Here is a 25,205-nt window from a genome sequence, read left to right as displayed (position 1 = left end):
TGAGGGAGATAGAGGAAATACAACTGTGCTATTTGTCAGCTCCCATTTCTATCGTAACTTAAAAATGCGAGTTTTAGAAAAAACTCGGTAGAAACAAAAAAACCCAAAAAATTGAAGAACAATTTTGGGTTTTTTCGTTTTTGAAGCTGAATGCTTCAATCACTAGCTCTTATCGTGATACACGTTTTCTCATTGCTTTTTTACGATTTTCTTCAATCATTGCTTCTTTTTCGTCGATTGGGTCGATGACTGTTTTCTTCACAGAAGTTACTAAACCAGCCACAGCTGCTACAGTAGCCAAGCTACCTACTAAGATACCTGATACAAATTTTTTCATAATGATTCACCTCATTTATCTATTTGACACTTCTATTATGAAGCAAAACAAGGAAAAACGCTAGTCTTTCGTTTTTTTATTTGAAACCCTTTACAATAAAATGTTGAAAAAATTTACTAAATGTTTTATTATAAATTTACTAAATAAAATGAAAGAAGGTTTTGTCAAAAAAAGTCCCTGTTTTCTGGTCATCACTTTTGTTAAAATAAATAACGAATATAATTATATGGATAAAGGAGTCTTAACATGACAATTTTAGTATTAGGCGGAGCAGGCTATATTGGTTCCCATGCCGTCGATCAATTAATTGAAAAGGGCTATGATGTAGCAGTCGTGGATAATCTTTTGACAGGCCATCGTCAATCAGTTCATACTGATGCACGTTTTTATGAAGGCGATATTCGTGACAAAGAATTTTTACGCGGAGTTTTCCAAAAAGAAACGATTGAAGGCGTCTTGCACTTTGCAGCGAGCTCGTTAGTCGGTGAATCAGTTGAAAAACCCTTAGTCTACTTCAATAATAATGTTTATGGCATGCAAGTATTATTAGAAGTAATGCACGAGTTTGATGTAAAACGGATTGTCTTTTCTTCAACAGCTGCGACTTACGGTGAGCCAAAAGAATCGCCAATTACAGAGGAGTCACCAACGAATCCGAAAAATCCTTATGGCGAAAGTAAGTTGATGATGGAAAAAATGATGAAGTGGTGTGACGAAGCATATGGCATGCGTTATGTGGCTTTACGCTATTTTAATGTAGCAGGAGCTAAGAATGATGCGTCGATCGGCGAAGATCATACACCTGAAACTCATTTAGTGCCGATCATTTTACAAGTAGCTTTAGGCCAACGAGAGTCATTAGCGATCTATGGGGATGATTATGATACGCCAGACGGAACATGTATCAGAGATTATGTACAAGTGGAAGATCTAATTGCTGCGCATATTTTAGCTTTAGAATATTTAAAAGCTGGAAATGAAAGCAACTTCTTCAACTTGGGAAGTAACAAAGGTTATTCAGTCACAGAGATGCTAGAAGCAGCACGAGAAGTCACAGGCCGTGATATTCCTGCGAAAATCGCGCCACGAAGAGCGGGTGATCCAAGTCGTTTAGTAGCGTCAAGTGAAAAAGCGAGAGCAATCCTTGGCTGGGCACCTGAATATACAGATGTGAAAGAAATCATCAAAACTGCTTGGGCATGGCATGAAAGCCATCCTAACGGGTATGAAAAGTAGGTGGAAGAAAATGACGATTAGTCAAACAATTGCAGATTTTGTCACACTAGCAATCGCGTCTGGTGGTTGGATGGAAATGGACCGTATCTACTTACAAAATCGTATTTTAGGTCTTATTGGCGAAGAAGCCGGCGACTCTTTTGAAGTACGTCCAGTGCAAGAAGAATCGGTCGACCTATTGAATCGTTTAGTTGAACAAGCAAAAGAAAATGGCTTGGTGACGGATGTAACAGCTGACCGAGAAATATTTGAGGCACAATTGATGGATTTTTTGACGCCACCACCTTCTGTTGTCAATGCTTTTTTTGCTCAACATTATTCAAAAAGTCCAGAAGAAGCAACGGATTATTTTTATCAGTTGAGCCGCAACAATGACTATATCAAAACACGAGCCATCGCAAAAAATATCGTGTATACTTATCCGTCTGAATACGGAGACTTGGAAATCACGATCAATCTATCTAAACCTGAAAAAGATCCAAAACAAATCGCTGCAGAAAGAAAAGCGGTGCACGTCGATTACCCATCGTGTATGTTATGTATGGAAAATGAAGGGTACAAAGGAAGATTGAATTACCCAGCACGAACCAATCATCGGATCATCCGAATGAACTTAGACGGAGAAAGTTGGGGATTTCAGTATTCGCCTTATGCCTACTACAATGAACACTCGATCATTTTATCTGAAGAACATCGACCAATGCGCATCACTAAAGAAACGTTTGCTCGGTTGTTGAAGATCACTGAAGTCTTACCACATTATTTCGTAGGTTCAAATGCTGATTTGCCGATCGTTGGTGGATCGATCCTTTCACATGACCATTATCAAGCTGGACGTCACGAATTTCCGATGGCAAAAGCGCCGATGGAGAAATTGATCAAGCTAAGCGAGTATCCGCAGGTGATTGCAGGGATCGTCAAATGGCCGATGTCGGTGATCCGGTTACAGTCGCCCGATAAAGATTTATTAGTAGAAGCAGCAGATGCGGTCTTAAACAAATGGCAGAACTATTCAGATGAATCAGTATCAGTCATCGCCTATTCAGCAGATGGTACGCCACATCACACGATCACGCCAATTGCTCGTCGCAGAGAGGATTACTTTGAAATCGACTTAGTATTGCGTGACAACAATGTGTCCGAAGAACATCCTGAAGGGATTTTCCATCCTCATCGTGATATCCAACATATCAAAAAAGAAAACATTGGCTTGATCGAAGTGATGGGGTTGGCTGTGTTGCCGCCACGCTTAAAACCAGAATTGGAAGAAGTGAAGCAATATCTATTAGGTGAAGAAAACCAAGTCGCGGACTATCATCGTGAATGGGCAGAACAGCTAAAACAAGCAAATCCTGATTTGACTGAAGAGACTGCGACAGTTGTTATCCAAAATGCTGTTGGGCAAGTCTTCGCCAGAGTGTTAGAAGATGCCGGTGTCTTCAAACGGGACGAACAAGGAAGAGCTGCGTTCTTGCGCTTTACTGAAACATTATAAGCATCGGTCACTTACAGGAGGGGAAACGAATGGCCACAATCAAAGATATTGCTCAGTTGGCGGGAGTTTCTCCTGCCACTGTCTCAAGAGTGCTGAATTATGATGAGAAATTGTCAGTAGGAATGGAAACGAAACAAAAAATTTTTGAAGCAGCTGAACACTTGAATTATAAAAAACATCATAAGAATCTAGCCTCTGAAAAACAAACGATCAAATTGATCCAATGGTATGACACGCAAGAAGAATTAGAAGATCTTTATTATCTTTCTATACGCTTAGGAATCGAAAAAAAAGCGGAGGAAGCGAATATTCGCCTGATCAAGGAAACATGGGATGCCATCAGTGAGCAATCTGCAGATGGAACGATTGCTTTAGGAAAGTTTGACGAAGAGCAATTGAAAGAATTGAAACGTACGCAAGAGAACCTTTTACTTGTCGATTCAGATGGCACAAGATTTGGCATCGATTCTTTAGTTGTTGATTTTGAGTCGAGTCTTCGCTTAGTGATGGATCATTTCTTACAAGAAGAAGTCAAACAACTCGTGATGTTAGCCGGAAAAGAGTACACGAAGCAACACCGAACACCGGTGACTGATCCTAGAACGGCAATTTTTCAAAAACTGATCAGTGAAGAAAAGAACCTCACAGGAAAGATCATTGAAGCGGATTTTTCAGTGGAGGCAGGATATCAAGCTGTTCATGATTTTTTATTGCAAGAAAAGGAATTACCGGATGCGTTGTTTGCTGCGAATGATGCGTTAGCAATTGGTGCATTGAAGGCAATCAAAGAAGTAGGATTGACTATTCCGCAAGATATCTCAGTGATTGGCTTCAACGATATCAGTGTGGCAAAGTATGTCTCACCACCCCTCTCTACAGTCAAAGTGTACACCGAATGGATGGGGGAGTTGGCAGTTGAGACATTGACCCAGTTAATCCATAGTACTGCACCGGTTGCAAGAAAAATCACGATCGCGACAGAACTAATTTTACGAGAATCAACAAAACAAGCTACGATCAAATAGACGATTATCAACCTTAGTAAAGGGGTGGGAATTTCAACAGCGGCGAGAGCCAAACTTGATTTTTCCTCCCCTTTTTTACCTCGAAGTATGCTACAATGATAAACGACATTAGAGTAGTAGAAGGGAACGGTCAAATGATTACATTAGGGATCGATACAGCAAATCAAACCTTAGCTGTTGGCGTATTGGAAGACGAAACAGTGTTAGGTCAAATCCAAATCAATAGAAAGAAAAATCATAGTCTGACGTTGATGCCAGCGTTGGATCAATTGATCTCAGATTGCCAACTCACACCAGAACAAATCGATCGAATTGCTGTGTCAAGTGGTCCAGGCTCTTATACAGGATTGAGAATCGGTGTCACAACTGCCAAGACATTAGCATATACTTTAAATAAAGAATTGGTTGGTGTTTCCAGTCTTGCTGTACTTGCAGCAAATTGCGTAGGAATCGAAGGAATCATTGTACCGATGTTTGATGCGAGAAGAAAAAATGTTTATGCTGGTGCCTATCGCTGGCATCATGGAATATTAGAAAACGTTCTAGAAGACACCCATATTGCTTTTGTAGAATTAACCGAAAAATTAAAACAAATGGATGGATCGATCACTTTTGTCGGTAGCGATTGCCACAAATTCAACTCAGAAATCGCTCAATCAATACCTGATGCTAAGTGTAACTCCTTGCCACTTTGGGATATTCCTAGTGGAGTTGTCGTCGCGCAATTAGGGGCTTCAAGTAATCCGGTCAACGATATCCAAGCCTTCTTACCACGTTACTTAAAACGAGTGGAAGCAGAAGAAAAATGGTTGGAGACACATACGCCAGGAGAAGAAAGCTATGTTGAAAAAATTTAAAGCCTATCTACGGACCATGCTTCAAGAAAAAGCAGATTATCCAGAGAAAACGATCACTGTTGGCGAAAAGCAATATCAATTACGAGAGTTGACAGTTGAGGATGTCAAGGCGTTGTTAAGTATCGAACGGGAAGTTTATTTAGGGGAATTACCTTGGACAAAAAGTGCATTCATCTCAGAGCTGACTTCCCCATTCATGACTTTATATTTAGGGATATTCGATCGAGAAGAATTATTCGGCTTTGTTGGATCTAGAGTATTAGGACTCGATTGCCATCTCACGAACATTGCGGTCAGTCCGAGTTACCAACGGCAGCGTATCGGCACCTATTTAATCAACGAGATCGAGACATTCGCACGGATGAATCAATGCGAGACCATGTCATTAGAAGTACGGATCAGTAATCAGAATGCCCAACGCTTATACAGAAAACTAGGCTTCCAATCGAGAAAAGTAAAAAAAGGGTATTATACAGAAACGAATGAAGATGCCTTAGATATGGTAAAACTATTAAAAGAAGAGTGAAATAAAGTGATTGAAGAAAAAACAGCTTTCAATGATACAAAATTAGCCCAAGCGCTTTGGCAAGTCAGTGACGATGCTTTTTTAAATGGATCACCTTGGACAAAAGAGCAATTTTTGTCTGATATCCAACAACCGCAAACCAATTATTTAGTCCTTCACCAGGCAGATGAAATCATTGGCTTTATTGGATATGCCAAAGTACTTGATGAAGTAGAAGTGACGAATCTTGCAGTTCTGACTGCTGAACAACACAAAGGTGTAGCAAGACAATTATTACAAGAGATGCTGCAACGAGAAAAAGCTAACCAAGCGCATAGTGTTTTTTTAGAAGTACGACAGTCAAATATTGCTGCCCAACACCTTTACGAATCAGAAAAATTCCGCCAAGTAGGTAAACGAAAAGCCTACTATCATGATCCGGTCGAAGATGCGGTCATCATGTGTACAAAGCTAAAAACAGAGGTGATGAAACCATGAATGATAAACAAACAGAATTGATTTTAGCAATCGAGTCAAGCTGTGATGAAACAAGCGTAGCGGTCGTGAAAGATGGACAAGAAATCTTATCGAATATCGTTGCCTCTCAAATCAACAGCCATAAACGCTTTGGCGGGATCGTACCTGAAGTGGCCAGTCGCCATCATGTAGAGCAAATTACTTTATGTCTCGAAGAAGCGTTGGTAGAAGCAGGCGTGACTGCCGAACAACTTACTGCGGTTGCTGTCACAGAAGGACCAGGTCTTGTAGGGGCATTACTCATCGGTATTTCAGCAGCAAAGGCTTTTGCTTGGGCAAATCATCTGCCATTGATCCCAGTGAATCATATGGCAGGACATATTTACTCCGCCCGCTTCGAAAAAGCATATGAATTTCCATTGATGGCGTTGTTGGTCAGTGGAGGGCACACGGAGTTAGTTTATATGGAAGAAGATGGCGCTTATGAGATCATCGGTGAAACAAGAGACGATGCCGCTGGAGAAGCCTACGATAAAGTAGGACGTGTTTTAGGATTGAGCTATCCAAGTGGAAAAGAAATCGATGAATTAGCCCATCAAGGTAAAGATGCCTACCACTTTCCTCGGGCAATGCTTCGTGAAGATAATTATGATTTTAGTTTCAGTGGCTTAAAAAGTGCATTTATCAATTTAGTTCACAACGCGGAGCAACGAGGGGAAGAATTGGATCGAGCAGACCTTGCTGCAAGTTTTCAAGCCAGTGTTGTCGAAGTCTTGGTAACAAAAACGATACGTGCTTGCAAAAGTTATCCGGTGAAACAATTGATCCTTGCAGGTGGCGTTGCTGCCAATCAAGGACTAAGAGAAAGCTTGAAAGCAAGTTTAGCCTCAGAATTACCTGAATTGGAACTGATCGTACCACCATTACGCCTTTGTGGGGACAATGCGGCAATGATCGGTGCCGCTGCATCCGTCGAATGGCGAAAAGGGCATCTTGCTGATTATCGACTGAATGCAGAACCAGGTTTAGTGTTAGGTGAACCAATAGAAAATGTCAGGTAATTTACCTGACATTCATCTTAGAAATTTGAATACAATAAAGATTATATGGATATAATCTAGGTTATTATAAGTGTAGTTATGGAATTAGAGGCTTTTCCTTTTCCATACACTTAGCACTGACAAGGCTGATAGGTTAAAAAACTTAAGTTAACTCAGGTTATATAAATTGTGTCAGTTAATTCTATGTGATAGTATAAGAATTGTAGAAAATAAAAAGGATAATGTTATTTTCTATAATGTTTTACCGAAGGCTGAAAGCCTTCACAATTCAATGCAAAGGAGGTCGAATGGATGAAAAAGTTTGTCGGATATTTAGTTGTATTTTTCACTGCATTATTGTTCACTGTCCCTGTAGATGCCGCTGGCGCGATTTCTGCGAATGAGCAACAGATCCTAGACTTGTTGAAAGCACCAGTAAGTATTCAAGGAAAAGAATTCACTGTCCCTGATACTTACATTACACAAGCCGAAAACCATTTGAAACAAAATGATTTAACGGATGCACAAGTAGAAACTGCCGTTACAGGTATTCAAAATGTGCGTAATCTGTTAGGTTCAGTAACAATAGATATGACAGGAGTCAACACGCTTGATGATTTGATCCGTGCTTTACCACGGGATGTCATCATGCAAATCCAACAAGAGGTAACGAGAGTTGCTGACGCGTTGGGATTAGTTGTACTAAGTTGGAATGGAAGTAACATCCAAATCGGTGTGAAAAACGCTGATGGAACAACATCACCAGCTTTTAGTACTAGTTCTCCAATTAAACAAACAGGTGGTAACTATACCGCTAGTGCAATGGCAATTGCTTCATTACTATTAGTCGCAGCAGGTGCGGTTGTAGTAGGAAGAAAGACAAAGATTGCGTAAAAAGCGCAAGCTGCTTAAGAGACTAGGGGCAATGCTTTTTGTCCCTGTCTTTTTTTTGGCAGCTGGTTATTCTCTAATGTACGTCATAGGAAGACCTGTCATTCATTTTGCCACTTCTTCTTTAAATTTGTTTTTACTTTCAGATGTCCCAACATTCGAAACGCAAGAACAAAGCTTTGAAGCTGTAAAAGAAGAAGATGTCGCTAAAGATGAGAACAATGAACTGGCATCTAGCAGTATCGCTTACCCTAGAGGTGGCGAACGTTATGGTGACATCATGGTGGATTCTTTAGATCTGAATGTGCCTTTGTATTTTGGAGATACCGATGAGATATTAAGAAAAGGTGCCGGACAATATATGGGTTCTGTCTACATAGGTGAGACTGGAACTTCACTAGTTGGTGGGCACAATGTTGATGGGTTTGGTAAGCTAAGCGGTATTCAAACAAATGATATCGTGACAGCTAAGACGACCTATGCGAATTACCGCTATCAAGTAAAAGAAATGGTGATTCGTCATAAAGATGATCCGGAAATCAATGAATTGATCAGTCAAAAAGATAAACCAATACTGCTTCTTTATACATGCTATCCTGTTGATAGTTTAGGCATGACGGATGAACGACTTTTTGTTATCTGTGAGTTAGTTGAAGGTCCGTTGATCAATCCTAATAAATAGGAGGAAATCATGAGTACGCAAAAATTCATGCAAAAAGGGTCTCGTTGGCTACTTACTTTTATTTGTTCTTTGAGTTTGTTTGCCGGCATGACGTTAGTTGTATTGAGACTAACGTTGTTCAACCAACAGTTTATGGAAAAAGCCATGGAAGAAGCCAATTATTCAGAAACGATCACCTCTGAGATCAATCAAAGAATCAGCGATCTAGGTCGAGGAAGCAATATTCCTGCAGATGTATTGGCAGACACTGTTCCTCAAGCTTATGTACAATCGAATGTTGAACACTATATTCGCACCATTTATACAGACATTCCTTTTTTGATTGAACGGACAGAGGATGTAGACAAAATCATCCAGAAAAAAGTCGAAGACTATGCGAAAGAAAACAATTATGAAATCAATGCAGAAACACAACAATCAATTGATAATCTAAAAAAATCTGCCATCGAAACCTATAGTGAATATATTGAGATCCCTTATCTTTTGACCTATGGGAAGCAAGTGATGGGGTATAAAAGAACGCTGACCTTATTGATCTTCTTTACAATGACAGTTTCTGCATTATTAGTGATTGCGATCATTGCAATCGACACACGTTTTTTCCATCGTGCGTTACGCTATTTAAGTTATGCAGTGGGTGGCGCTGGTCTAATGCTTTTAGCGTTACCTCTTTTTGTGTACCTTTCAAAAATGGTCGAGCGTATCGGCATCAATTCAAAGTCGCTCTATCATTTTTTAACTACGTATCTAAGCAACTTTATTGTAACATTTATCCAATGGGGAATCGTGCTCATTATTTGTAGTTTCATCATCTGGATGTTGAGCGAACTATTAAGAAGACGAAAAGTTAAGAAAAGATATTAACGATAGAAAGTGGAGAAAACATGGAAGAAACGATTAGTCTAGGAGAATTATTTGAGATTTTAAGAAAGCGTTGGTTGCTGATTCTTGCGACCACGCTTGCCGGATTTGCATTAGCTGCTGGAGTCACGTTCTTTTTGATCACACCTAAATACAGTTCATCAGCTGAGATGATCGTTCAGTCAAAAGCAGAAAATACGAATACGAATCTACAAGATGTCAACGCTAACGTATTGTTGATCAATACTTATAAAGATATGATTTTAGGCGATGTTGTCATTAATGATGTTCAAAGAGAACTTGAACAAAATTATGGACAAAGTCTTACAAAGGGTGAGTTGAAATCGGTGATCAGTGTCAATCAATCACAAAACTCACAAATGTTCCAAATCGTTGCAACTGTCGATAATCCAGATCATGCGACGGATATCGCCAACGTTACAGCACAAGTATTCCAATCAAAAGCAACGGACGTATTGAATGTCAATAAAGTGACAATCACTTCTGCAGCACAAAGCAATCCTACACCTGTTTCACCAAATAACATGTTGAACGTAGTTATCGGTGGGTTGCTTGGCTTGATGATTGGAGTCGGATTAGCCTTTCTTCTAGAGTTGTTAGATAAAACAGTCAAAGATGAACGTTTTGTCACAGAAGAATTAGGATTGCCGATTCTTGGAGATGTCAATGAAATGACGAAGAAAGAACTTGAAAACGGCCGTATGTTTCAACCCGCAGAAGTCGAAACAATTGAAACAACTGAACAAAGAGAAAGCCGTCGTTCACGAAAACGTGTATAAGGAGAAGTATTTATGAAGAAAAACACTATTTTACCTGTTTCACTCCTCAGCATTACCGATAAAAATGCCATGGTTTCCGAACAATATCGGACGATTCGTTCAAATATCCAATTTGCTTCTGTCGATCGTGAATTGAAGACGATGGTCGTGACTTCATCTGGTCCAGGTGAAGGAAAATCAACAACAGCTGCTAACTTAGCTGTCGTATTCGCAAATAGTGGCAAACGAGTTTTGCTGGTGGATGCTGATTTGAGAAAACCAAGTGTAGCATTGACCTTTCAATTGCCAAATGTCAATGGATTAAGTAATTTTTTAGGCGATCGTGAAGGAAGACCGGAATCATATTATCATACCAGTTCCGTCGAAAATCTTTGGGTCATGACAAGTGGACCAAAACCACCGAATCCATCAGAACTACTTGATTCGAAACGAATGGAAGAAGTGATCGAACAACTAAAAGCAGTATTTGATTTGATCATTTTTGATTTACCTCCCATTGCAACAGTCACAGATGCTCAGATCTTAGCCGCAAAAACAGATGGGACACTTTTAGTCGTCCGAGAACGCAAAACAATGAAACAAGAATTAATCAAAGCGAAAGAACTGCTATCCATTGCACAAGCAACGATTTTAGGTGTTGTTTACAACGGTGCGAAGAAGAATGCAGATTTTAATTATTATTACTATTGATGAGGAAGTGAGCAAAAATGATTGATTTACATTGTCATATTTTACCTGGTATAGATGACGGACCAAAAACGGTCAAAGAATCGATCGCCATGGCAGAAGAAGCTGTTCGACAAGGAATCACCCACATTTTATGCACCCCTCATCACAATCAACGTTTCACCAATGAAAAAGCAGATGTATTATTAGCTGTCGAAGACTTGCAAAAAGAACTCGATCGACAGTCCATCCCCCTAACTTTATTTGAAGGACAAGAAGTTCGAATAAAAAGTAATTTGATAGATGAAATTAAAAGTGACAAGATTCTTTTTGCAGATGTCACCGATCGCTATTTGCTAGCTGAGCTACCAACAAACAGCATTCCCGAATACACAGAAAGTTTGTTTTATGAATTACGTCAGATGGGGATCGTACCAATCATTGTCCATCCTGAGCGTAACCGCGGTTTCCAAGAAAGTCCTAATCTATTATTACCCTACTTGAATATGGGTTGTTTGGCGCAGTTGACTGCACCGAGTATTGCAGGTGTTTATGGCAAACAGATCAAGAAGTTAAGTGAGGAACTGGTTCAACATCGGCTTGTCCAGATGATCGCCTCAGATGCCCATAGTCGAAAAGATCGGGATTTTTATATGGAAAAAGCATATAGTATCGTAGAGAAAAAATTTGGATCTACAGTCATCGAAGAAATGGATCAAGTAACAAGAGACATCATCAATGGGGAGCAAGTGCATGCAAAAGATTTTCGACCTATTGTATAAAAGTTTTAGGGGGCGCAGGGGTTGTTTGAACTTACTAGAAGAAGAAAAGTAATCATTTTAGTTTTGGTTGATAGTTTTTTATTAGGCATCTCTATATTATCAAGCTATTATTTTATGACACCATTTGTTGGTATCGATCAAGATTACTTAGCCGTGAATTTAGGCGTATCACTAATTTTTTACATTGGATATGGCATGCTGTTCAAAACATTCACGCGAATCAATCGATATACGAATTTAAATGAGATGGCAGCTATTTTTTCAGCCATTACTTGTACCGTTATTTCATCATTTATCATCCAATATTTGTTTATGCAAAAAATCAGCCTTAGATTACAATTATTAACTTACATCTTATCTATGTTTCTCATCATCAGCAGTCGTTTATTCTGGCGTATATATATCGAACATAAAACACAGCGTCAAGAATCGCCACTAAACAAACACAGAACACTGATCATCGGAGCTGGCGAAGGCGGACGTATTCTATCTAATAGTATTCTTAGTTCAAAAGCAATCAACGATTTGGAAGTGATTGGCTTTGTGGATGATGATCCGAACAAATATAAAACATATTTGTCTGGGATAAAAGTCGTAGGGAATACCAAGGACTTACCAAGATTGATCGACGAATTGTCGATCGATATGGTGACGATCGCGATACCTTCCTTGCCACGAAAAAGAATTCGTGAAATTTTCCATCTTATCGAATCAAAAGAAGTCAAGATGAATACCATGCCTTCGATTGAAGAAATCGCATCAGGGAAAATCAATGTTTCTCGCCTGAAAGAAATCGACGTGGTCGACTTGTTAGGACGAGAAGAAGTCAAATTAGATTTAGACAAACTAAAATCACACATCTCAGAAAAAGTCATACTTGTTACCGGAGCTGGAGGCTCTATTGGTTCAGAAATTTGTCGTCAAGTACTTGCTTTTTCGCCAAAAAAATTACTCTTATTAGGACATGGTGAAAACTCGATTTATTTGATTCATCGCGAACTATCAGGAGATCCCTCTTATAATAAAACAGAAATCATTCCAATTATTGCAGATATCCAAGACCGTGAAAAGATCTTCCATATCATGAAAGAACATCAGCCGGATATCGTCTATCATGCAGCAGCACATAAGCATGTGCCCTTGATGGAATATAACCCAAGAGAAGCAGTGAAAAACAATATCAAAGGAACAAAAAACGTAGCTGAAGCTGCCAAAGAAGCGAATGTCAAAAACTTTGTCATGGTTTCCACAGATAAAGCCAATAACCCACCAAACGTGATGGGAGCCACAAAACGAATCGCAGAAATGATCGTCACAGGCTTGAATGGAGAGAATTGTACCAAATTTTCAGCCGTAAGATTTGGTAATGTATTAGGCTCTCGAGGCAGTGTGATCCCCGTTTTTCGAGAACAGATCGCAAAAGGCGGACCAATCACGATCACCGATTTTCGGATGACCCGTTACTTTATGACGATCCCAGAAGCAAGTCGCTTAGTCATCCAATCGGGTGCATTAGCCAAAGGTGGCGAAATCTTTGTCTTGGATATGAGTGAACCAGTTAAAATCTTAGATCTTGCACGAAATATGATCCGCTTGAGTGGTTACACCGAAGAAGAAATCGAAATCGTCGAAACAGGCATCCGACCTGGCGAAAAATTGTATGAAGAACTGTTGTTGGACAAAGAACGAAATGATGAACAGGTGTATGAAAAGATTTTTGTCGGGAATATCAAAGGTTACCCGATCCAAGAAGTCATGGAATTTGTCACAGGTTTATCCGACGATGACAGACAACTAGCAAAAGAAGTCGTAGCATTTGCAAGGGCTTCGAGTAAATAGGGGGAGTGTCATGAAAGCAATAATTGTTGGTGCTGGAGGTTTCGGTAAAGAACTCGCTTTTTTATTAAGTAGACAGTCCGAATATGAGTTAATTGGATTTGTTGATGATGTCAAGACGGTAGATGAAAAGATTGTTGGAATACCAGTGCTAGGAAAAATAGAATTATTAACAAAAATGGAACTAAAGATTGCTGTATTTATAGGAATTGCTAATCCGCGTATTAAGGAAAAAATTTTTTTGGAATTGAAAGGTAATAATAATCTGACATTTCCAAATCTGATTGATGCTACTGCTTTAGTAGGATTGAATGTACAACTAGGTATAGGGAACATTTTGATGCCTTACACAACTTATACAGCCGATATAACAATAGGTAATTTCAATATGTTCAATATCTATTCAACAATTGGGCATGATTCAAAGATAGGAAACTATAATTCAATCTATCCAAATGTAAATCTGTCTGGTTATGCACTATTAGGCAATCGAAATGAAATCGGAGTCGGAACTAAAGTGATACCAGAAGTCTCGATTGGCCAAGGAAATATTATAGGCGCAGGAAGTGTAGTTGTTAAGGATATTCATAACAATACAAAAAGTGTGGGAGTGCCTGCAAAAATAATAGAAAGTTGGGATTAAGATGGAAAATGAACGAATACTCCTAGCATCACCACATATGAGTGATGAAGGATACGAACAAGAATACGTCAAGGAGGCATTCGACACCAACTGGGTTGCTCCGCTTGGTGCAAATGTCAATAACTTTGAAAAAGAATTGGCTGAGTATGTAGGGATTGAGCATGCGGCTGCATTGACTTCAGGTACAGCAGCTATCCATTTAGCATTAAAAGCAGCTGGGGTTGGAGAAGATGATATTGTGATTTGTCAATCATTAACATTTTCAGCTACTGTAAACCCTATCGTCTATCAAGGTGCAAAACCAGTGTTTGTAGATAGTGATAATGAAACTTGGAATATGGACCCTGAACAACTTAGAATCGCTTTAGAGAAATATCCTGAAGCAAAAGCAGTAGTTGTCGTTCATTTATACGGTTTATCTGCAAATTTAGATGAAATCATCAAGATATGTAAAGAATATCAAGTGACATTGATCGAAGATGCGGCAGAGTCACTAGGTACAACATATAAAGGTCAATATACAGGCACATTTGGGGAATATGGTATCTATTCTTTTAATGGAAATAAAATCATTACCACATCTGGTGGAGGAATGGCTGTTTCAAATAATCCTGAACGAATTGAAAAGATTCGATTTTGGTCAACACAATCCCGGGAACAAGCACGTCATTATCAACATAATGAAATAGGCTATAACTATCGTATGAGCAATATTGTAGCAGGGATCGGCAGAGGACAGCTAAAAGTCTTGTCAGACCGAATCAACAAGAAACGATATATTTATGATTACTATAAACGTGAACTATCTGACATTCCTTCCATTTCCTTCATGCCTGAAAATGAATGGAATCAACCTAATTATTGGCTAAGTGTGATTTTGCTTTCAGATGTGGACACGAATATGCTTATGGATGAATTGGATAAAGCAAATATCGAAGCCCGTCCTGTCTGGAAACCAATGCATCTACAACCAATTTTTGCAGAATATGATTATGTTGGAAATAATGTTGCTGAAACATTATTTAATACTGGTGTGTGTTTGCCATCAGATACGAAGATGACAGATGAAGATTTGTCTCGAGTCGTGAAAACAATAAAGCGAGTGTTACAACATGAATAATAAAAGCGTATATCAGAAATGGGGAAAAAGAGCATTAGATATATGTTTCTCAGCTCTTGCTCTTGTTGTCTTATCGCCTGTTCTTTTAATCGTAGCTCTTCTAGTAAAAATTAAATTGGGCTCTCCAATCATATTTAAGCAAAATCGACCTGGAAAAGATGAAGTCATTTTTTCCATGTATAAATTTCGTACAATGACGGATGCAAAAGATGCAAATGGAAATTACTTACCTGATAATGTTCGGTTAACGAAATTTGGACAATTACTACGAGCAACCAGTTTAGACGAATTACCTGAACTTTGGAATATCTTAAAAGGGGATATGTCCTTTGTGGGTCCAAGACCTTTATTGGTTGAATATTTGCCTTTATATAATGAGGATCAAAGAAAACGCCATAGTGTCCGCCCAGGATTGACAGGATTAGCGCAAGTCAACGGTAGGAATGCGATTAGTTGGCAAAAAAAATTCGAACTAGATATCAAGTATATTAATTCAGTAAGTTTTTTGTGTGACGTATCAATAATATTTCAAACAGTAATTAAAGTGATTAGAAGTGAAAATATTAATACACTTACACAAGATATCCCAGAAAAATTTAAAGGAGACCAGTATTGATGCCATTAAATATTTTGTTTATTACTCTTTTAGATTTTGATAGTTTAGCTGATAGAAATATTTATACGGACTTGATGTCTGAATTTTTTGATCATGGACATAATATTTCCATCATATCGCCTACCGAAAGAAAAAAAAGAAAAAACACACATCTAATAAAAGATAATAATAAATGTGAAATTTTAAAACTGAAAATTGGCAATATACAAAAGACTAATAAAATAGAAAAAGGAATTTCTACCATTTTGATAGAAAATCAGTTTATTGCAGGAATAAAAAAATATTTTAGCGACAAAACGTTTGATTTAGTTATATATTCTACACCTCCGGTGACTTTCGCCAAAGTGATAAAATATGTAAAAAGACGAGATAATTGCAAAAGTTATCTACTGTTAAAAGATATATTTCCGCAAAATGCAGTTGATTTACAACATTTATCCAAAAAAAGTATTGTTTATAAGTATTTTCGAAAAAAAGAAATTGATTTATATAAGGTTTCTGATTTTATTGGAACAATGTCATATAAGAATTTAGAATATATAAAAACAAATAACACTTTTGATGCAAATAAGATTATTGAAATAAATCCTAATTCGATTAAAGTTGGCCCGACAGATTCTTCTACATTAGCTATTGGTAATGTAAAAAGAAAATATAATATTCCAGAAGAAAAAATTGTATTACTTTATGGAGGGAATTTAGGGAAACCTCAAGGGATAGATTTTCTAATCGACATCATCAAATATTTAGAAGATAACCAAGATTATACATTAGTAATTGTGGGTTCTGGAACCGAATACTCAAAAATAGAAAATTATTTGAGCTACAATAAAATTAAGAATACAGTTTTAATAAATAGTTTGCCTAAGGAAGAATATAAAAAGATAGAATCTATTTCTGATATAGGGTTAGTATTTCTAGATAAAAAATTCACAATTCCTAATATTCCTTCTCGAATTTTAGGTTATATGGAGTCTCAAAAACCAATAGTAGCTGCAATAGATGAAAACACTGATCTTAATGAAATAATTAAAAAAGGAAAATTTGGTTATAGCTCATTACATGGTGACTTGGAAAGTTTTACTAAAAACATTTTTTTGTTAAAAGATAATAGTAAAAGAATCGAATTAGGGAAAAATGCATATAATTATTTAAAAGATAATTATGACGTTAACAATAGTTACTCAATTATAATAAAACACTTAAAACCATAGGATAGGGAGTTTTTAGAATGTTTAAAGATAAAGTATTATTAATCACCGGTGGAACCGGTTCTTTTGGGAACGCAGTCATGCGAAGATTTTTAGATTCTGATATTAAAGAAATACGTATTTTTTCTCGTGATGAAAAGAAACAAGACGATATGAGAAAGAAATACAACAATGACAAATTAAAATTTTATATTGGTGATGTTCGAGATATCAACAGTGTTAAAAACGCTATGTACGGTGTGGACTACATTTTTCATGCCGCTGCGCTTAAACAAGTACCATCGTGTGAATTTTTCCCAATGGAAGCTGTAAAAACAAATATTATCGGAACGGATAATGTAGTTACAGCAGCGGTTGAGATGGGGATAAAAAAGGTGATTTGTCTTTCTACAGATAAAGCAGCTTATCCAATCAATGCCATGGGAATCTCTAAAGCGATGATGGAAAAAGTTTTTGTTTCAAAAGCGAAAACTGTATCAGATGAACGAACAACAATCTGCGGCACTCGATATGGAAATGTCATGGCTTCTCGTGGTTCAGTAATTCCGTTGTTCATCGAACAAATCAAGGAAGGTAAGCCTTTAACCGTTACCGATCCAGGAATGACCCGCTTTTTAATGAGTTTAGACGAAGCTGTAGAATTGGTCATCTTTGCATTTCAGAATGCCAAAGCTGGCGATATCATGGTTCAAAAATCACCTGCATCAACTGTTGGGGATTTAGCTCAAGCAATTATTGAATTATTTAATGTAGATAACGAAGTCCATGTGATTGGAACGCGCCATGGCGAAAAGAGATATGAAACCTTGCTTACCAAAGAAGAGTATCTAGTTGCTAAAGATATGGGTGATTTTTATCGTGTGCCTGCGGATACGCGTGATTTGAATTACGATAAATATTTTTTTGAAGGTAGTAAAGAATTAACACAAGAAGGTGAGTACAATTCAGATAATACTCATCGATTATCAGTAGCAGAAATCAAAGAGAAGCTCCTTGAATTGGATTATGTAAAAAAAGAGTTGAAAGCGTGGCACACAAAATGAATATTTTAGTAACTGGAGCCAATGGATTTGTAGGTAAAAATTTGATTGCTGAATTAAAAAATGAAGGATATGAAAATATTTTCAACTTTGATATCGACACACCAAAAAATTTATTAGACGAATATTGCGAAAAAGCAGATTTCGTTTTTCATCTAGCAGGTGTGAATCGCCCGAAAGAAGAGGACGAGTTCATGAAAGGTAACTTTGGATTTACTTCAGAGTTACTTGGAAAGCTAAAAGAATATCATAATACATGTCCCGTGATGATTTCTTCATCTATTCAAGCTTCTTTGGATAACTCTTACGGTAAAAGTAAAAAAGCTGGTGAAGATCTTTTAAAATCATATCATGAGGAAACAGGCGCACCAGTTTACATCTATCGCTTTTCAAATTTGTATGGTAAATGGTCACGCCCAAATTATAATACGGTAGTTGCTACTTTTTGTTACAAGATTGCTCGTGATGAAGAAGTGACAGTCAATGACCCTAATGCGATGATTGAATTGTGTTACATCGATGACGTAGTCAAGGAATTGATTTTTTGTTTAAATGATAAACCATATATGGAAAAAGGGTATTGCTCTGTTCGAGAAGTTGATCAAATCACTGTTGGTGAATTGAAAGAACTGATTATTTCTTTTAAAGAAAGTCGAGTGAGCTTAACTTTACCAGATTTTTCGAGAAGAATTGAAAAAAATCTTTACAGCACTTATTTAAGTTTTTTACCAGAAGACGAATTTTCATATTTTTTAAAAATGAATGTAGACGATCGTGGATCTTTTACAGAATTTTTAAGAACAAAAGATCGTGGCCAAGTATCAATTAATATTTCAAAACCAGGAATCACTAAGGGAAATCACTGGCATCATACAAAAAATGAAAAATTTTTAGTAGTGAATGGTGAAGGAGTCATTCGTTTCAGAAAAATAGATTCAGATGAAGTGATTGAATATTTTGTTTCCAGTGAAAAACTGGAAGTAGTGGATATCCCAGTTGGTTATACACACAATATTGAGAATCTAGGTAAATCAGATATGGTAACCGTCATGTGGGTCAATGAACCATTTGATCCAGAACATCCTGATACTTATTATGTGGAGGTTTAATGAATGAAAAAATTAAGAGTGATGACCGTTGTTGGTACTCGTCCAGAAATCATCAGACTATCTGCAGTAATCAATCGTTTAGAGACTTCAGAAGCGATTGAGCACGTGCTAGTTCATACCGGTCAAAACTATGACTATGAATTAAATGAGGTATTTTTCGAAGATTTTAAATTAAGAAAACCAGATTACTTTTTGAACGCTGCAAATGGCACAGCAATTGAAACAGTAGGAAATATCTTAATCAAGATTGATCCTATCTTAGAGGAAGTAAAACCTGATGCTTTCCTAGTATTAGGTGATACAAACAGTTGTCTGTGTGCAATCGCTGCAAAAAGAAGACATATTCCTATTTTTCATATGGAAGCTGGGAATCGCTGTTTTGACCAACGTGTGCCAGAAGAAACAAATCGAAAAATCGTAGACCACACAGCAGATATCAATCTTACGTATAGTGATATTGCAAGAGAATATCTTTTGCGTGAAGGATTGCCTGCCGATCGTATTATTAAAACTGGAAGTCCGATGTTTGAAGTTCTTCATTCGAGAAAAGAGGACATTCAGAATTCTGACATCATTCAACGTTTAGGTCTGGAAAAAGGACAATATTTTGTTGTTTCCGCCCATCGTGAAGAAAACATCAGTTCCGACAACAACTTTATGAATTTAGTAGATAGTCTAAATACGATTGCTGAGAAATATCAGTTACCAATCATTGTAAGTACGCACCCTCGTACAATGAAAATGATTGAAGCGAAAGGAATCGAATTTCATCAATTGATCCAAACAATGAAACCGATGGGATTCAATGACTATAATAAGTTACAGCTCAACGCCAAAGCAGTGTTAAGTGATAGTGGAACAATTAGTGAAGAAGCTTCTACCTTGAATTTTAAAGCATTGAATATCCGTCAAGCACATGAACGCCCAGAGGCAATGGAAGAAGCAAGTGTGATGATGGTTGGACTTGAAAAAGAAAGAATCCTTCAAGGTCTAGAAGTGTTAGAAACACAAGACAATTATACTTTGAGAAAGGTCTCAGATTATTCGATGCCAAATGTTTCAGAAAAAGTATTACGAATTATTTTGTCTTATACCGATTATGTGAATCGGGTGGTGTGGGATAAATGAATCAAAATATTTTAGTATCGGTCATTATCCCATTCTACAAGGAGAAGAAATGGCTCAAAGAAGCAATTGAGAGTGTTTTAAAGCAAACATATCAGCTTTTTGAAATTGTAGTGATAAATGATGGTTCCCCTGAAAATATAAAAGATATTGAGGAGATTGACTCAAGAATTAAAATAATTAATAAAAAGAATGGTGGTCCAGCTTCCGCTAGAAATCAAGGTATTGAAAGTTCAAAAGGAGAATATGTAGCATTTCTTGATTCAGATGATATGTGGTTACCCAAAAAATTAGAACTACAGTTAATGAAAATGGTAGAGAATAAAAGTGTATGGTCGCAACACAACTATTACTATATGTATGACGATAGTTTAGAACGGCTGAAAAAAATAAACACAAAGTATTATGCTGGTAATGTATCAAATCAGGTGTTTACATCGTTCAAAATTCAAACTTCAACAGTGATGGTGAAAAAAAAGTTTTTGTTTGATGAATATGGGAACTTAATTATCTCTTTCAGAGAAGACGCAAGATATGGTCAAGATATGTATTTTTATTTAGGATTAGCAAAAAAATTTGAGTTGTATTATGTTGATGATTACTTGTCTTATTTTAGAATTAGAAATGGAAACGCAGGGTTTAGAGGAACAGTACAAATTAATGCTAGACAAATGTTGTGGATTAGCTTAAGTAATGATTCCAATTTATACAAACAGAGTAATTATCTTACTAAGTTTGGTTACAAAATTAATAATATTAATTATTTAGTATTGCATAAGTTTAAAGTTAATGAAGAAATGGCTAAAATAATAAATTACCCTTCAAAGATTATATTTAAATTGTCTTTTATTTATGAAAATTTATTTAAAAGAAAAAAGGTGTAAATTATTTTAGAATAACTTGATTAAAGGAGTTAAAATGAGTAAAGAGTATAAACCAATCCTTATCGCACAAATTTATTTAACTTTTGTATTAATGCTTTTCATATTTGGACCGATGAAATGGGTATTACATTATCCATTTCAAACAGTTGGATTTCTTATTTTAGCGCAAATATTTTTATTCATAGGTTATACAGTTTCTGTTAAAAAAATAAAAATGAAAAGGCAGAATTTAGTTAATGAATATAATCTTTCAAAAAAAATACTTTTCATCATAATTGGTTTTTCACTAATTATGAATGTATTAATCTTATATTCCAGACATGGTTTGCTGACTTTCTCTTATATAGTACAAACTTTATCTAATTTTGGTGATTTATCTTCAACATTATATAGTAATAAAATTCAAAATACTGGTTCAAGTTTTTTAACAATGTTTAGTACGTTTACTTCACCTATAACATATTTAGCAATACCACTAACTTTGTACTACTTTTCTAAACTAAACTTAGGTTTAAAAACTATTGGTATGGTAAATATCATCCTTGAATGTTTAAAATGGCTATTAATAGGAACAAATAAAGGATTAATTGATTTATTTTTAATTTTTATAGCTATATATTATTTAAAAAGAGATGTATATAAAAAAAGTAATAATATTATTAAAGGTTTGGTTGTTTTAACGGCATTAGGAGTGTTAGTAATATTTTCAATAAATATTTCATCCAGGATAGGAGATAATATTTTTGTCCTTTCTAGCATAACAAATGGAACTGAAATAAATTTAGAAAACAGTATATATAAATGGTTACCAGAATCACTCAAGTATATATATATATTTATGACCATTTATTTGACACAAGGATTTTATGCAATTGATTTAGCTTTTCAAACTAATTTTATTCCAATGTTCGGAGTTGGTAACTCAAGTTTCCTTATTGAAAAACTACAAGGATTTATTAATATGGATGTATACCAGTATACTTACCAATCTAGATTAGAATTATTAGGATGGAGTGGGAGTCTAAATTGGCACTCTGCATATTTATGGTTTGCAAATGATGTCTCATTAATAGGAATTTTTCCACTAATGTTTCTTATTGGATATTATTTTTATTTTGTTTGTAGTAAAGCAATTTATACAAAAAGACCAATATATGTGGGCTTATTTTGTTTAATGGTACAGCTAATATTTTATATTCCAATGAATAACCAAGTATTATCACATCCAAGTACTTTTATGCCATTCGTTATTTATAATTTAATTTTAATAGTGAATTCAAAAAAAATAGTTAGGAAATAAATTATGCTTAGTAATTTCTATAAAAATTTCAAATATGTATTTTCTTCACAAATTTTTATTTTACTATTTGGATTGGCACGCGCTTTTATTTTACCCATGTTACTCAATATTGAAGATTACGGCTTGTTTCAAATTTATTTATTTTATACATCATATCTTGGATTTTTTTCATTAGGTTATAACGAAGGTATATATTTAAGATTTGGAGAGTATTCAATTGAAAATTTGCCTAAAAGAAAAATAAGAAATGGTAATTTTATTCATTTCTTTATGTTATTAAGTTTTACACTGACTTCATTATTATTAGTACTTTTTTATATAAAAGACCAAAATATGAGATTTATTTTTAGTTTAGTTTCGTGTAACATATTAGTTTTGGGCTTGAATGGAGTTACCATATATATATATCAAATTACTAATCAATTAAAAAAATATAGTTTTTTTAATTTATTGCCTAAAATAGTATTTGTTATTACAATCGCAATTGGTTATTTTCAAGAGATCCATGATTATAAGTACTATGTTATTTTCGACTTTATTTCGACTTTTATTGTTGTGGTTATGATGATAATTGATTTGAAAGAAATTTACTTGTTTAGAAAAATAGAGTCAATAAAATTAGGTGTAGATGAATTTTTCAAAAATATAAAATCTGGAATTAATATCATGTTAGCATTGTTCACTTCAATGTGGATGATCGGTATAGGTAGATTTATACTTGAAAGATTTTCAAGTATCGAAGAGTATTCAAAGTATTCTTTAGGAATTACTATAAGCAATATGTTAATAATTTTAGCCTCAGCGTTATCAACAATTCTATATCCAACGCTAAAAAGGATTGAGGATAAAAATTATAGTAGAATATATGAAAAATTATCAATAATTACTTTTTTTGCTCTATTTTGTATTCCATTTTTTTATTTCTTAGCATACTTGTTTATAATATTATTTCTAAAAGATTATTCGTTAGTTCTAAAATATTTGATTTTATTATTTGGAGTAATTGGAATGCAATCTAGGATGCAAATATTAAATAATACGTATTATAAAATTTTGAGAAAAGAAAAAAATTTACTTGTGGCTAATGTTAATTCAATTATATTAATTGGCTTATTTTCTCTACAATTTTATTTTGTGTCAGTACAAGCAGTAAATATAGCATTGATGACATTTTTAGTATCTTGGATACGATGTTTGTTTTCCGAAATATATTTATTATCTGAAATGAAAATGCCTAATAGAAATAACCTTTTTCAGCTGATAACTTTTCTAATAATAATAATAATAATTTGGTTAATTCCTCTTCCGTATTCACTAGGAATTTATGTAATAGTTTTCACTTTAGTTTGCACTAAATTTTTTAATAATATCAAGATTTTAATAAAGGGAGGTAAATAATGAAAAAACACTTAGTTTTCATTGTGAGTGAGTATCTTCCATTTCCTTCTGCAAATGGAGTTTGTATTTCTAATGTGATTGCAGAACTCTCAAAGAAAAATGACTTGTCAATCACTATTATTTGTTTGAAAAGTGAAAAAAAACAAAAAGCATTTGAGATAATAGATAATATAAAAGTTCAAAGAATTGAAACATTTGAGCGTAAAATCCGAAATGACATAAAAAGTTCCAATATTAAGTCAAATAAAAAAATTTTCTATATGAATATTGTTCGAATTTATAAGTATCTAAAAGATATATTACATTTAACTACGTATGATAGGTCGTTGAAAAAAGTTTTAGTAGAAAAAATAATTGAAGTTAATAAACAAGATAATATCGACTATATTTTTCCAGTATGTTTTCCATTTGAAAGTGTGATTGCTAGTAAAGAAGTTAATGAAAAATTTGAAATTCCCTACACACCGATTTTATTTGATAAGTATAGTGTTAGTAACACTTTACACCGGAATAAGCTTAATAGAAAATTAAAATTCAAAAGGAATTTGTCTTTTGAAATAGAAAATATCAGATATTCAAATAAAGTTATAGCTTCATATGATTGGAAAAAACATATTATAGCTAATTGGAATTTTAACGATGATTTTACATTATATGGTTATCCACCTACACTATTAAAGTCAACTAAAAATTTATATCAAAAAGAGATTTTTACCGGTAAATTTATTTTTGCTGGTTCGGTTAATAAAAATATTAGACCAGTAAAATTTATAATAGACTTTTTTAGTCAGTTATTGCACAAAAATGCTGAGTACCATGTAGATTTTTATACTCAAGGTAATGAGAAAGAAAAACTTGATTTTTTGTCGAAATCTTTTCCTAATCAGGTTATGAGTAATTCAACTGTTAGTAAAGACGAAATTTCATCATTGATGAAAAATAGTGATGTATTGATTTCTATTGGAAATACAGATACTAGTCAAACTCCAAGCAAAGTATTTGAATATATTGGATTAAATCAGCCTATAATTCATTTTTATCATAGTATAGAAGACCCTGTGCTTAATATTTTAAATCAATATGATAAAGGACTATCAATTAGTCAAGACTATAAAAAGATGGAATATTCTATGAAACAATTTGATAATTTTATTAACAAAGTGAAAATGAATTCATTTAAAAATAATACTGAAGCAAGTCTTTATGAGGCGACTCCACATTACTATGCTAGTATTATTCGAGATCTTATATTTAGTGTTTAACTATATA

At 35.1% G+C, this 25,205-nt stretch carries 26 protein-coding genes; 25 read left to right on the top strand and 1 reads right to left on the bottom strand.

The annotated features are described in order from the left end of the window. Window positions 1-169 precede the first annotated feature (169 nt). A complete protein-coding gene (locus IGJ39_RS08575; protein ID WP_010735150.1) occupies window positions 170-337 on the bottom strand; it encodes a DUF3042 family protein in 168 nt (55 codons plus the stop codon). Window positions 338-583: 246 nt separating this feature from the next. Between IGJ39_RS08575 and galE the strand changes: the two genes are divergently transcribed. The 25 genes from galE (at window position 584) to IGJ39_RS08450 (ending at window position 25,198) form a co-directional block, all read left to right on the top strand. Then, on the top strand, window positions 584-1,573 hold the full coding sequence (gene galE, locus IGJ39_RS08570) for a UDP-glucose 4-epimerase GalE (protein WP_438764485.1): 990 nt from the start codon (window positions 584-586) through the stop codon (window positions 1,571-1,573). 10 nt (window positions 1,574-1,583) lie between these two features. Beyond that, complete coding sequence (gene galT / locus IGJ39_RS08565; RefSeq protein WP_438764483.1) at window positions 1,584-3,068, top strand: UDP-glucose--hexose-1-phosphate uridylyltransferase; 1,485 nt, start codon at window positions 1,584-1,586, stop codon at window positions 3,066-3,068. Window positions 3,069-3,097: 29 nt separating this feature from the next. Beyond that, the gene (locus tag IGJ39_RS08560) at window positions 3,098-4,093 is read left to right on the top strand and encodes a LacI family DNA-binding transcriptional regulator (RefSeq protein WP_065096441.1); all 996 of its coding nucleotides are present in this window, start codon (window positions 3,098-3,100) and stop codon (window positions 4,091-4,093) included. Window positions 4,094-4,227: 134 nt separating this feature from the next. Further along, window positions 4,228-4,950: a tRNA (adenosine(37)-N6)-threonylcarbamoyltransferase complex dimerization subunit type 1 TsaB gene (tsaB, locus tag IGJ39_RS08555; RefSeq protein WP_438764481.1), complete on the top strand. Its 723-nt coding sequence runs from the start codon at window positions 4,228-4,230 to the stop codon at window positions 4,948-4,950. Further along, the gene (rimI, locus tag IGJ39_RS08550; RefSeq protein ID WP_065096443.1) at window positions 4,934-5,476 is read left to right on the top strand and encodes a ribosomal protein S18-alanine N-acetyltransferase; all 543 of its coding nucleotides are present in this window, start codon (window positions 4,934-4,936) and stop codon (window positions 5,474-5,476) included. The genes tsaB and rimI (IGJ39_RS08550) overlap by 17 nt, the downstream gene beginning before the upstream one ends. A gap of 6 nt (window positions 5,477-5,482) precedes the next feature. Further along, a complete protein-coding gene (gene rimI, locus IGJ39_RS08545) occupies window positions 5,483-5,953 on the top strand; it encodes a ribosomal protein S18-alanine N-acetyltransferase (RefSeq protein ID WP_065096444.1) in 471 nt (156 codons plus the stop codon). Then, a complete protein-coding gene (gene tsaD / locus IGJ39_RS08540; RefSeq protein WP_071867865.1) occupies window positions 5,950-6,993 on the top strand; it encodes a tRNA (adenosine(37)-N6)-threonylcarbamoyltransferase complex transferase subunit TsaD in 1,044 nt (347 codons plus the stop codon). Before rimI (IGJ39_RS08545) ends, tsaD begins: the two co-directional genes overlap by 4 nt. Window positions 6,994-7,284: 291 nt before the next feature. Further along, on the top strand, window positions 7,285-7,866 hold the full coding sequence (locus IGJ39_RS08535) for a hypothetical protein (RefSeq protein ID WP_065096446.1): 582 nt from the start codon (window positions 7,285-7,287) through the stop codon (window positions 7,864-7,866). 31 nt (window positions 7,867-7,897) lie between these two features. After that, on the top strand, window positions 7,898-8,545 hold the full coding sequence (locus IGJ39_RS08530) for a class D sortase (RefSeq protein ID WP_023519871.1): 648 nt from the start codon (window positions 7,898-7,900) through the stop codon (window positions 8,543-8,545). Window positions 8,546-8,554: 9 nt separating this feature from the next. Then, a complete protein-coding gene (locus IGJ39_RS08525; RefSeq protein WP_010735160.1) occupies window positions 8,555-9,409 on the top strand; it encodes a hypothetical protein in 855 nt (284 codons plus the stop codon). A 20-nt stretch (window positions 9,410-9,429) separates the two neighbouring features. Continuing rightward, window positions 9,430-10,206: a YveK family protein gene (locus IGJ39_RS08520; protein ID WP_010735161.1), complete on the top strand. Its 777-nt coding sequence runs from the start codon at window positions 9,430-9,432 to the stop codon at window positions 10,204-10,206. A gap of 12 nt (window positions 10,207-10,218) precedes the next feature. Further along, window positions 10,219-10,896: a CpsD/CapB family tyrosine-protein kinase gene (locus IGJ39_RS08515; protein ID WP_062805073.1), complete on the top strand. Its 678-nt coding sequence runs from the start codon at window positions 10,219-10,221 to the stop codon at window positions 10,894-10,896. Between the two features lie 17 nt (window positions 10,897-10,913). Then, window positions 10,914-11,654, top strand: a complete 741-nt coding sequence (locus IGJ39_RS08510; protein ID WP_034687636.1) for a tyrosine-protein phosphatase — start codon at window positions 10,914-10,916, stop codon at window positions 11,652-11,654. Between the two features lie 21 nt (window positions 11,655-11,675). Further along, complete coding sequence (locus tag IGJ39_RS08505; protein WP_438764477.1) at window positions 11,676-13,493, top strand: polysaccharide biosynthesis protein; 1,818 nt, start codon at window positions 11,676-11,678, stop codon at window positions 13,491-13,493. A 10-nt stretch (window positions 13,494-13,503) separates the two neighbouring features. Beyond that, window positions 13,504-14,133, top strand: a complete 630-nt coding sequence (locus IGJ39_RS08500) for an acetyltransferase (protein WP_010735165.1) — start codon at window positions 13,504-13,506, stop codon at window positions 14,131-14,133. A 1-nt stretch (window position 14,134) separates the two neighbouring features. Continuing rightward, window positions 14,135-15,253 (top strand): DegT/DnrJ/EryC1/StrS family aminotransferase, encoded by a 1,119-nt coding sequence (locus tag IGJ39_RS08495; RefSeq protein WP_438764475.1) that lies wholly within the window; start codon window positions 14,135-14,137, stop codon window positions 15,251-15,253. Then, window positions 15,246-15,869: a sugar transferase gene (locus IGJ39_RS08490; protein ID WP_438764473.1), complete on the top strand. Its 624-nt coding sequence runs from the start codon at window positions 15,246-15,248 to the stop codon at window positions 15,867-15,869. Before IGJ39_RS08495 ends, IGJ39_RS08490 begins: the two co-directional genes overlap by 8 nt. Then, a complete protein-coding gene (locus tag IGJ39_RS08485; protein WP_438764471.1) occupies window positions 15,869-17,083 on the top strand; it encodes a glycosyltransferase family 4 protein in 1,215 nt (404 codons plus the stop codon). Before IGJ39_RS08490 ends, IGJ39_RS08485 begins: the two co-directional genes overlap by 1 nt. A gap of 17 nt (window positions 17,084-17,100) precedes the next feature. Next, entirely contained in the window at window positions 17,101-18,123 is a 1,023-nt protein-coding gene (locus tag IGJ39_RS08480) for a polysaccharide biosynthesis protein (RefSeq protein WP_438764469.1), read from the top strand. Next, window positions 18,120-19,229 (top strand): capsular polysaccharide biosynthesis protein CapF, encoded by a 1,110-nt coding sequence (locus IGJ39_RS08475; RefSeq protein WP_438765024.1) that lies wholly within the window; start codon window positions 18,120-18,122, stop codon window positions 19,227-19,229. Before IGJ39_RS08480 ends, IGJ39_RS08475 begins: the two co-directional genes overlap by 4 nt. 3 nt (window positions 19,230-19,232) lie before the next feature. Further along, a complete protein-coding gene (wecB, locus tag IGJ39_RS08470; RefSeq protein WP_438764467.1) occupies window positions 19,233-20,357 on the top strand; it encodes a non-hydrolyzing UDP-N-acetylglucosamine 2-epimerase in 1,125 nt (374 codons plus the stop codon). Further along, window positions 20,354-21,238, top strand: coding sequence for a glycosyltransferase family 2 protein (locus tag IGJ39_RS08465; protein WP_438764465.1), 885 nt, complete (start codon window positions 20,354-20,356; stop codon window positions 21,236-21,238). The genes wecB and IGJ39_RS08465 overlap by 4 nt, the downstream gene beginning before the upstream one ends. A gap of 34 nt (window positions 21,239-21,272) precedes the next feature. Next, entirely contained in the window at window positions 21,273-22,538 is a 1,266-nt protein-coding gene (locus tag IGJ39_RS08460; RefSeq protein WP_438764463.1) for an O-antigen polymerase, read from the top strand. 3 nt (window positions 22,539-22,541) lie between these two features. Next, window positions 22,542-23,936: a lipopolysaccharide biosynthesis protein gene (locus tag IGJ39_RS08455; RefSeq protein ID WP_438764461.1), complete on the top strand. Its 1,395-nt coding sequence runs from the start codon at window positions 22,542-22,544 to the stop codon at window positions 23,934-23,936. Then, window positions 23,936-25,198 (top strand): hypothetical protein, encoded by a 1,263-nt coding sequence (locus IGJ39_RS08450; RefSeq protein WP_438764459.1) that lies wholly within the window; start codon window positions 23,936-23,938, stop codon window positions 25,196-25,198. The genes IGJ39_RS08455 and IGJ39_RS08450 overlap by 1 nt, the downstream gene beginning before the upstream one ends. The last annotated feature ends 7 nt before the right edge of the window (window positions 25,199-25,205 follow it).

The organism is Enterococcus sp. AZ140, assembly GCF_051714405.1.
Lineage (GTDB): Bacteria > Bacillota > Bacilli > Lactobacillales > Enterococcaceae > Enterococcus_B > Enterococcus_B pernyi.
This window is presented reverse-complemented; position numbering and strand designations above follow the sequence as displayed.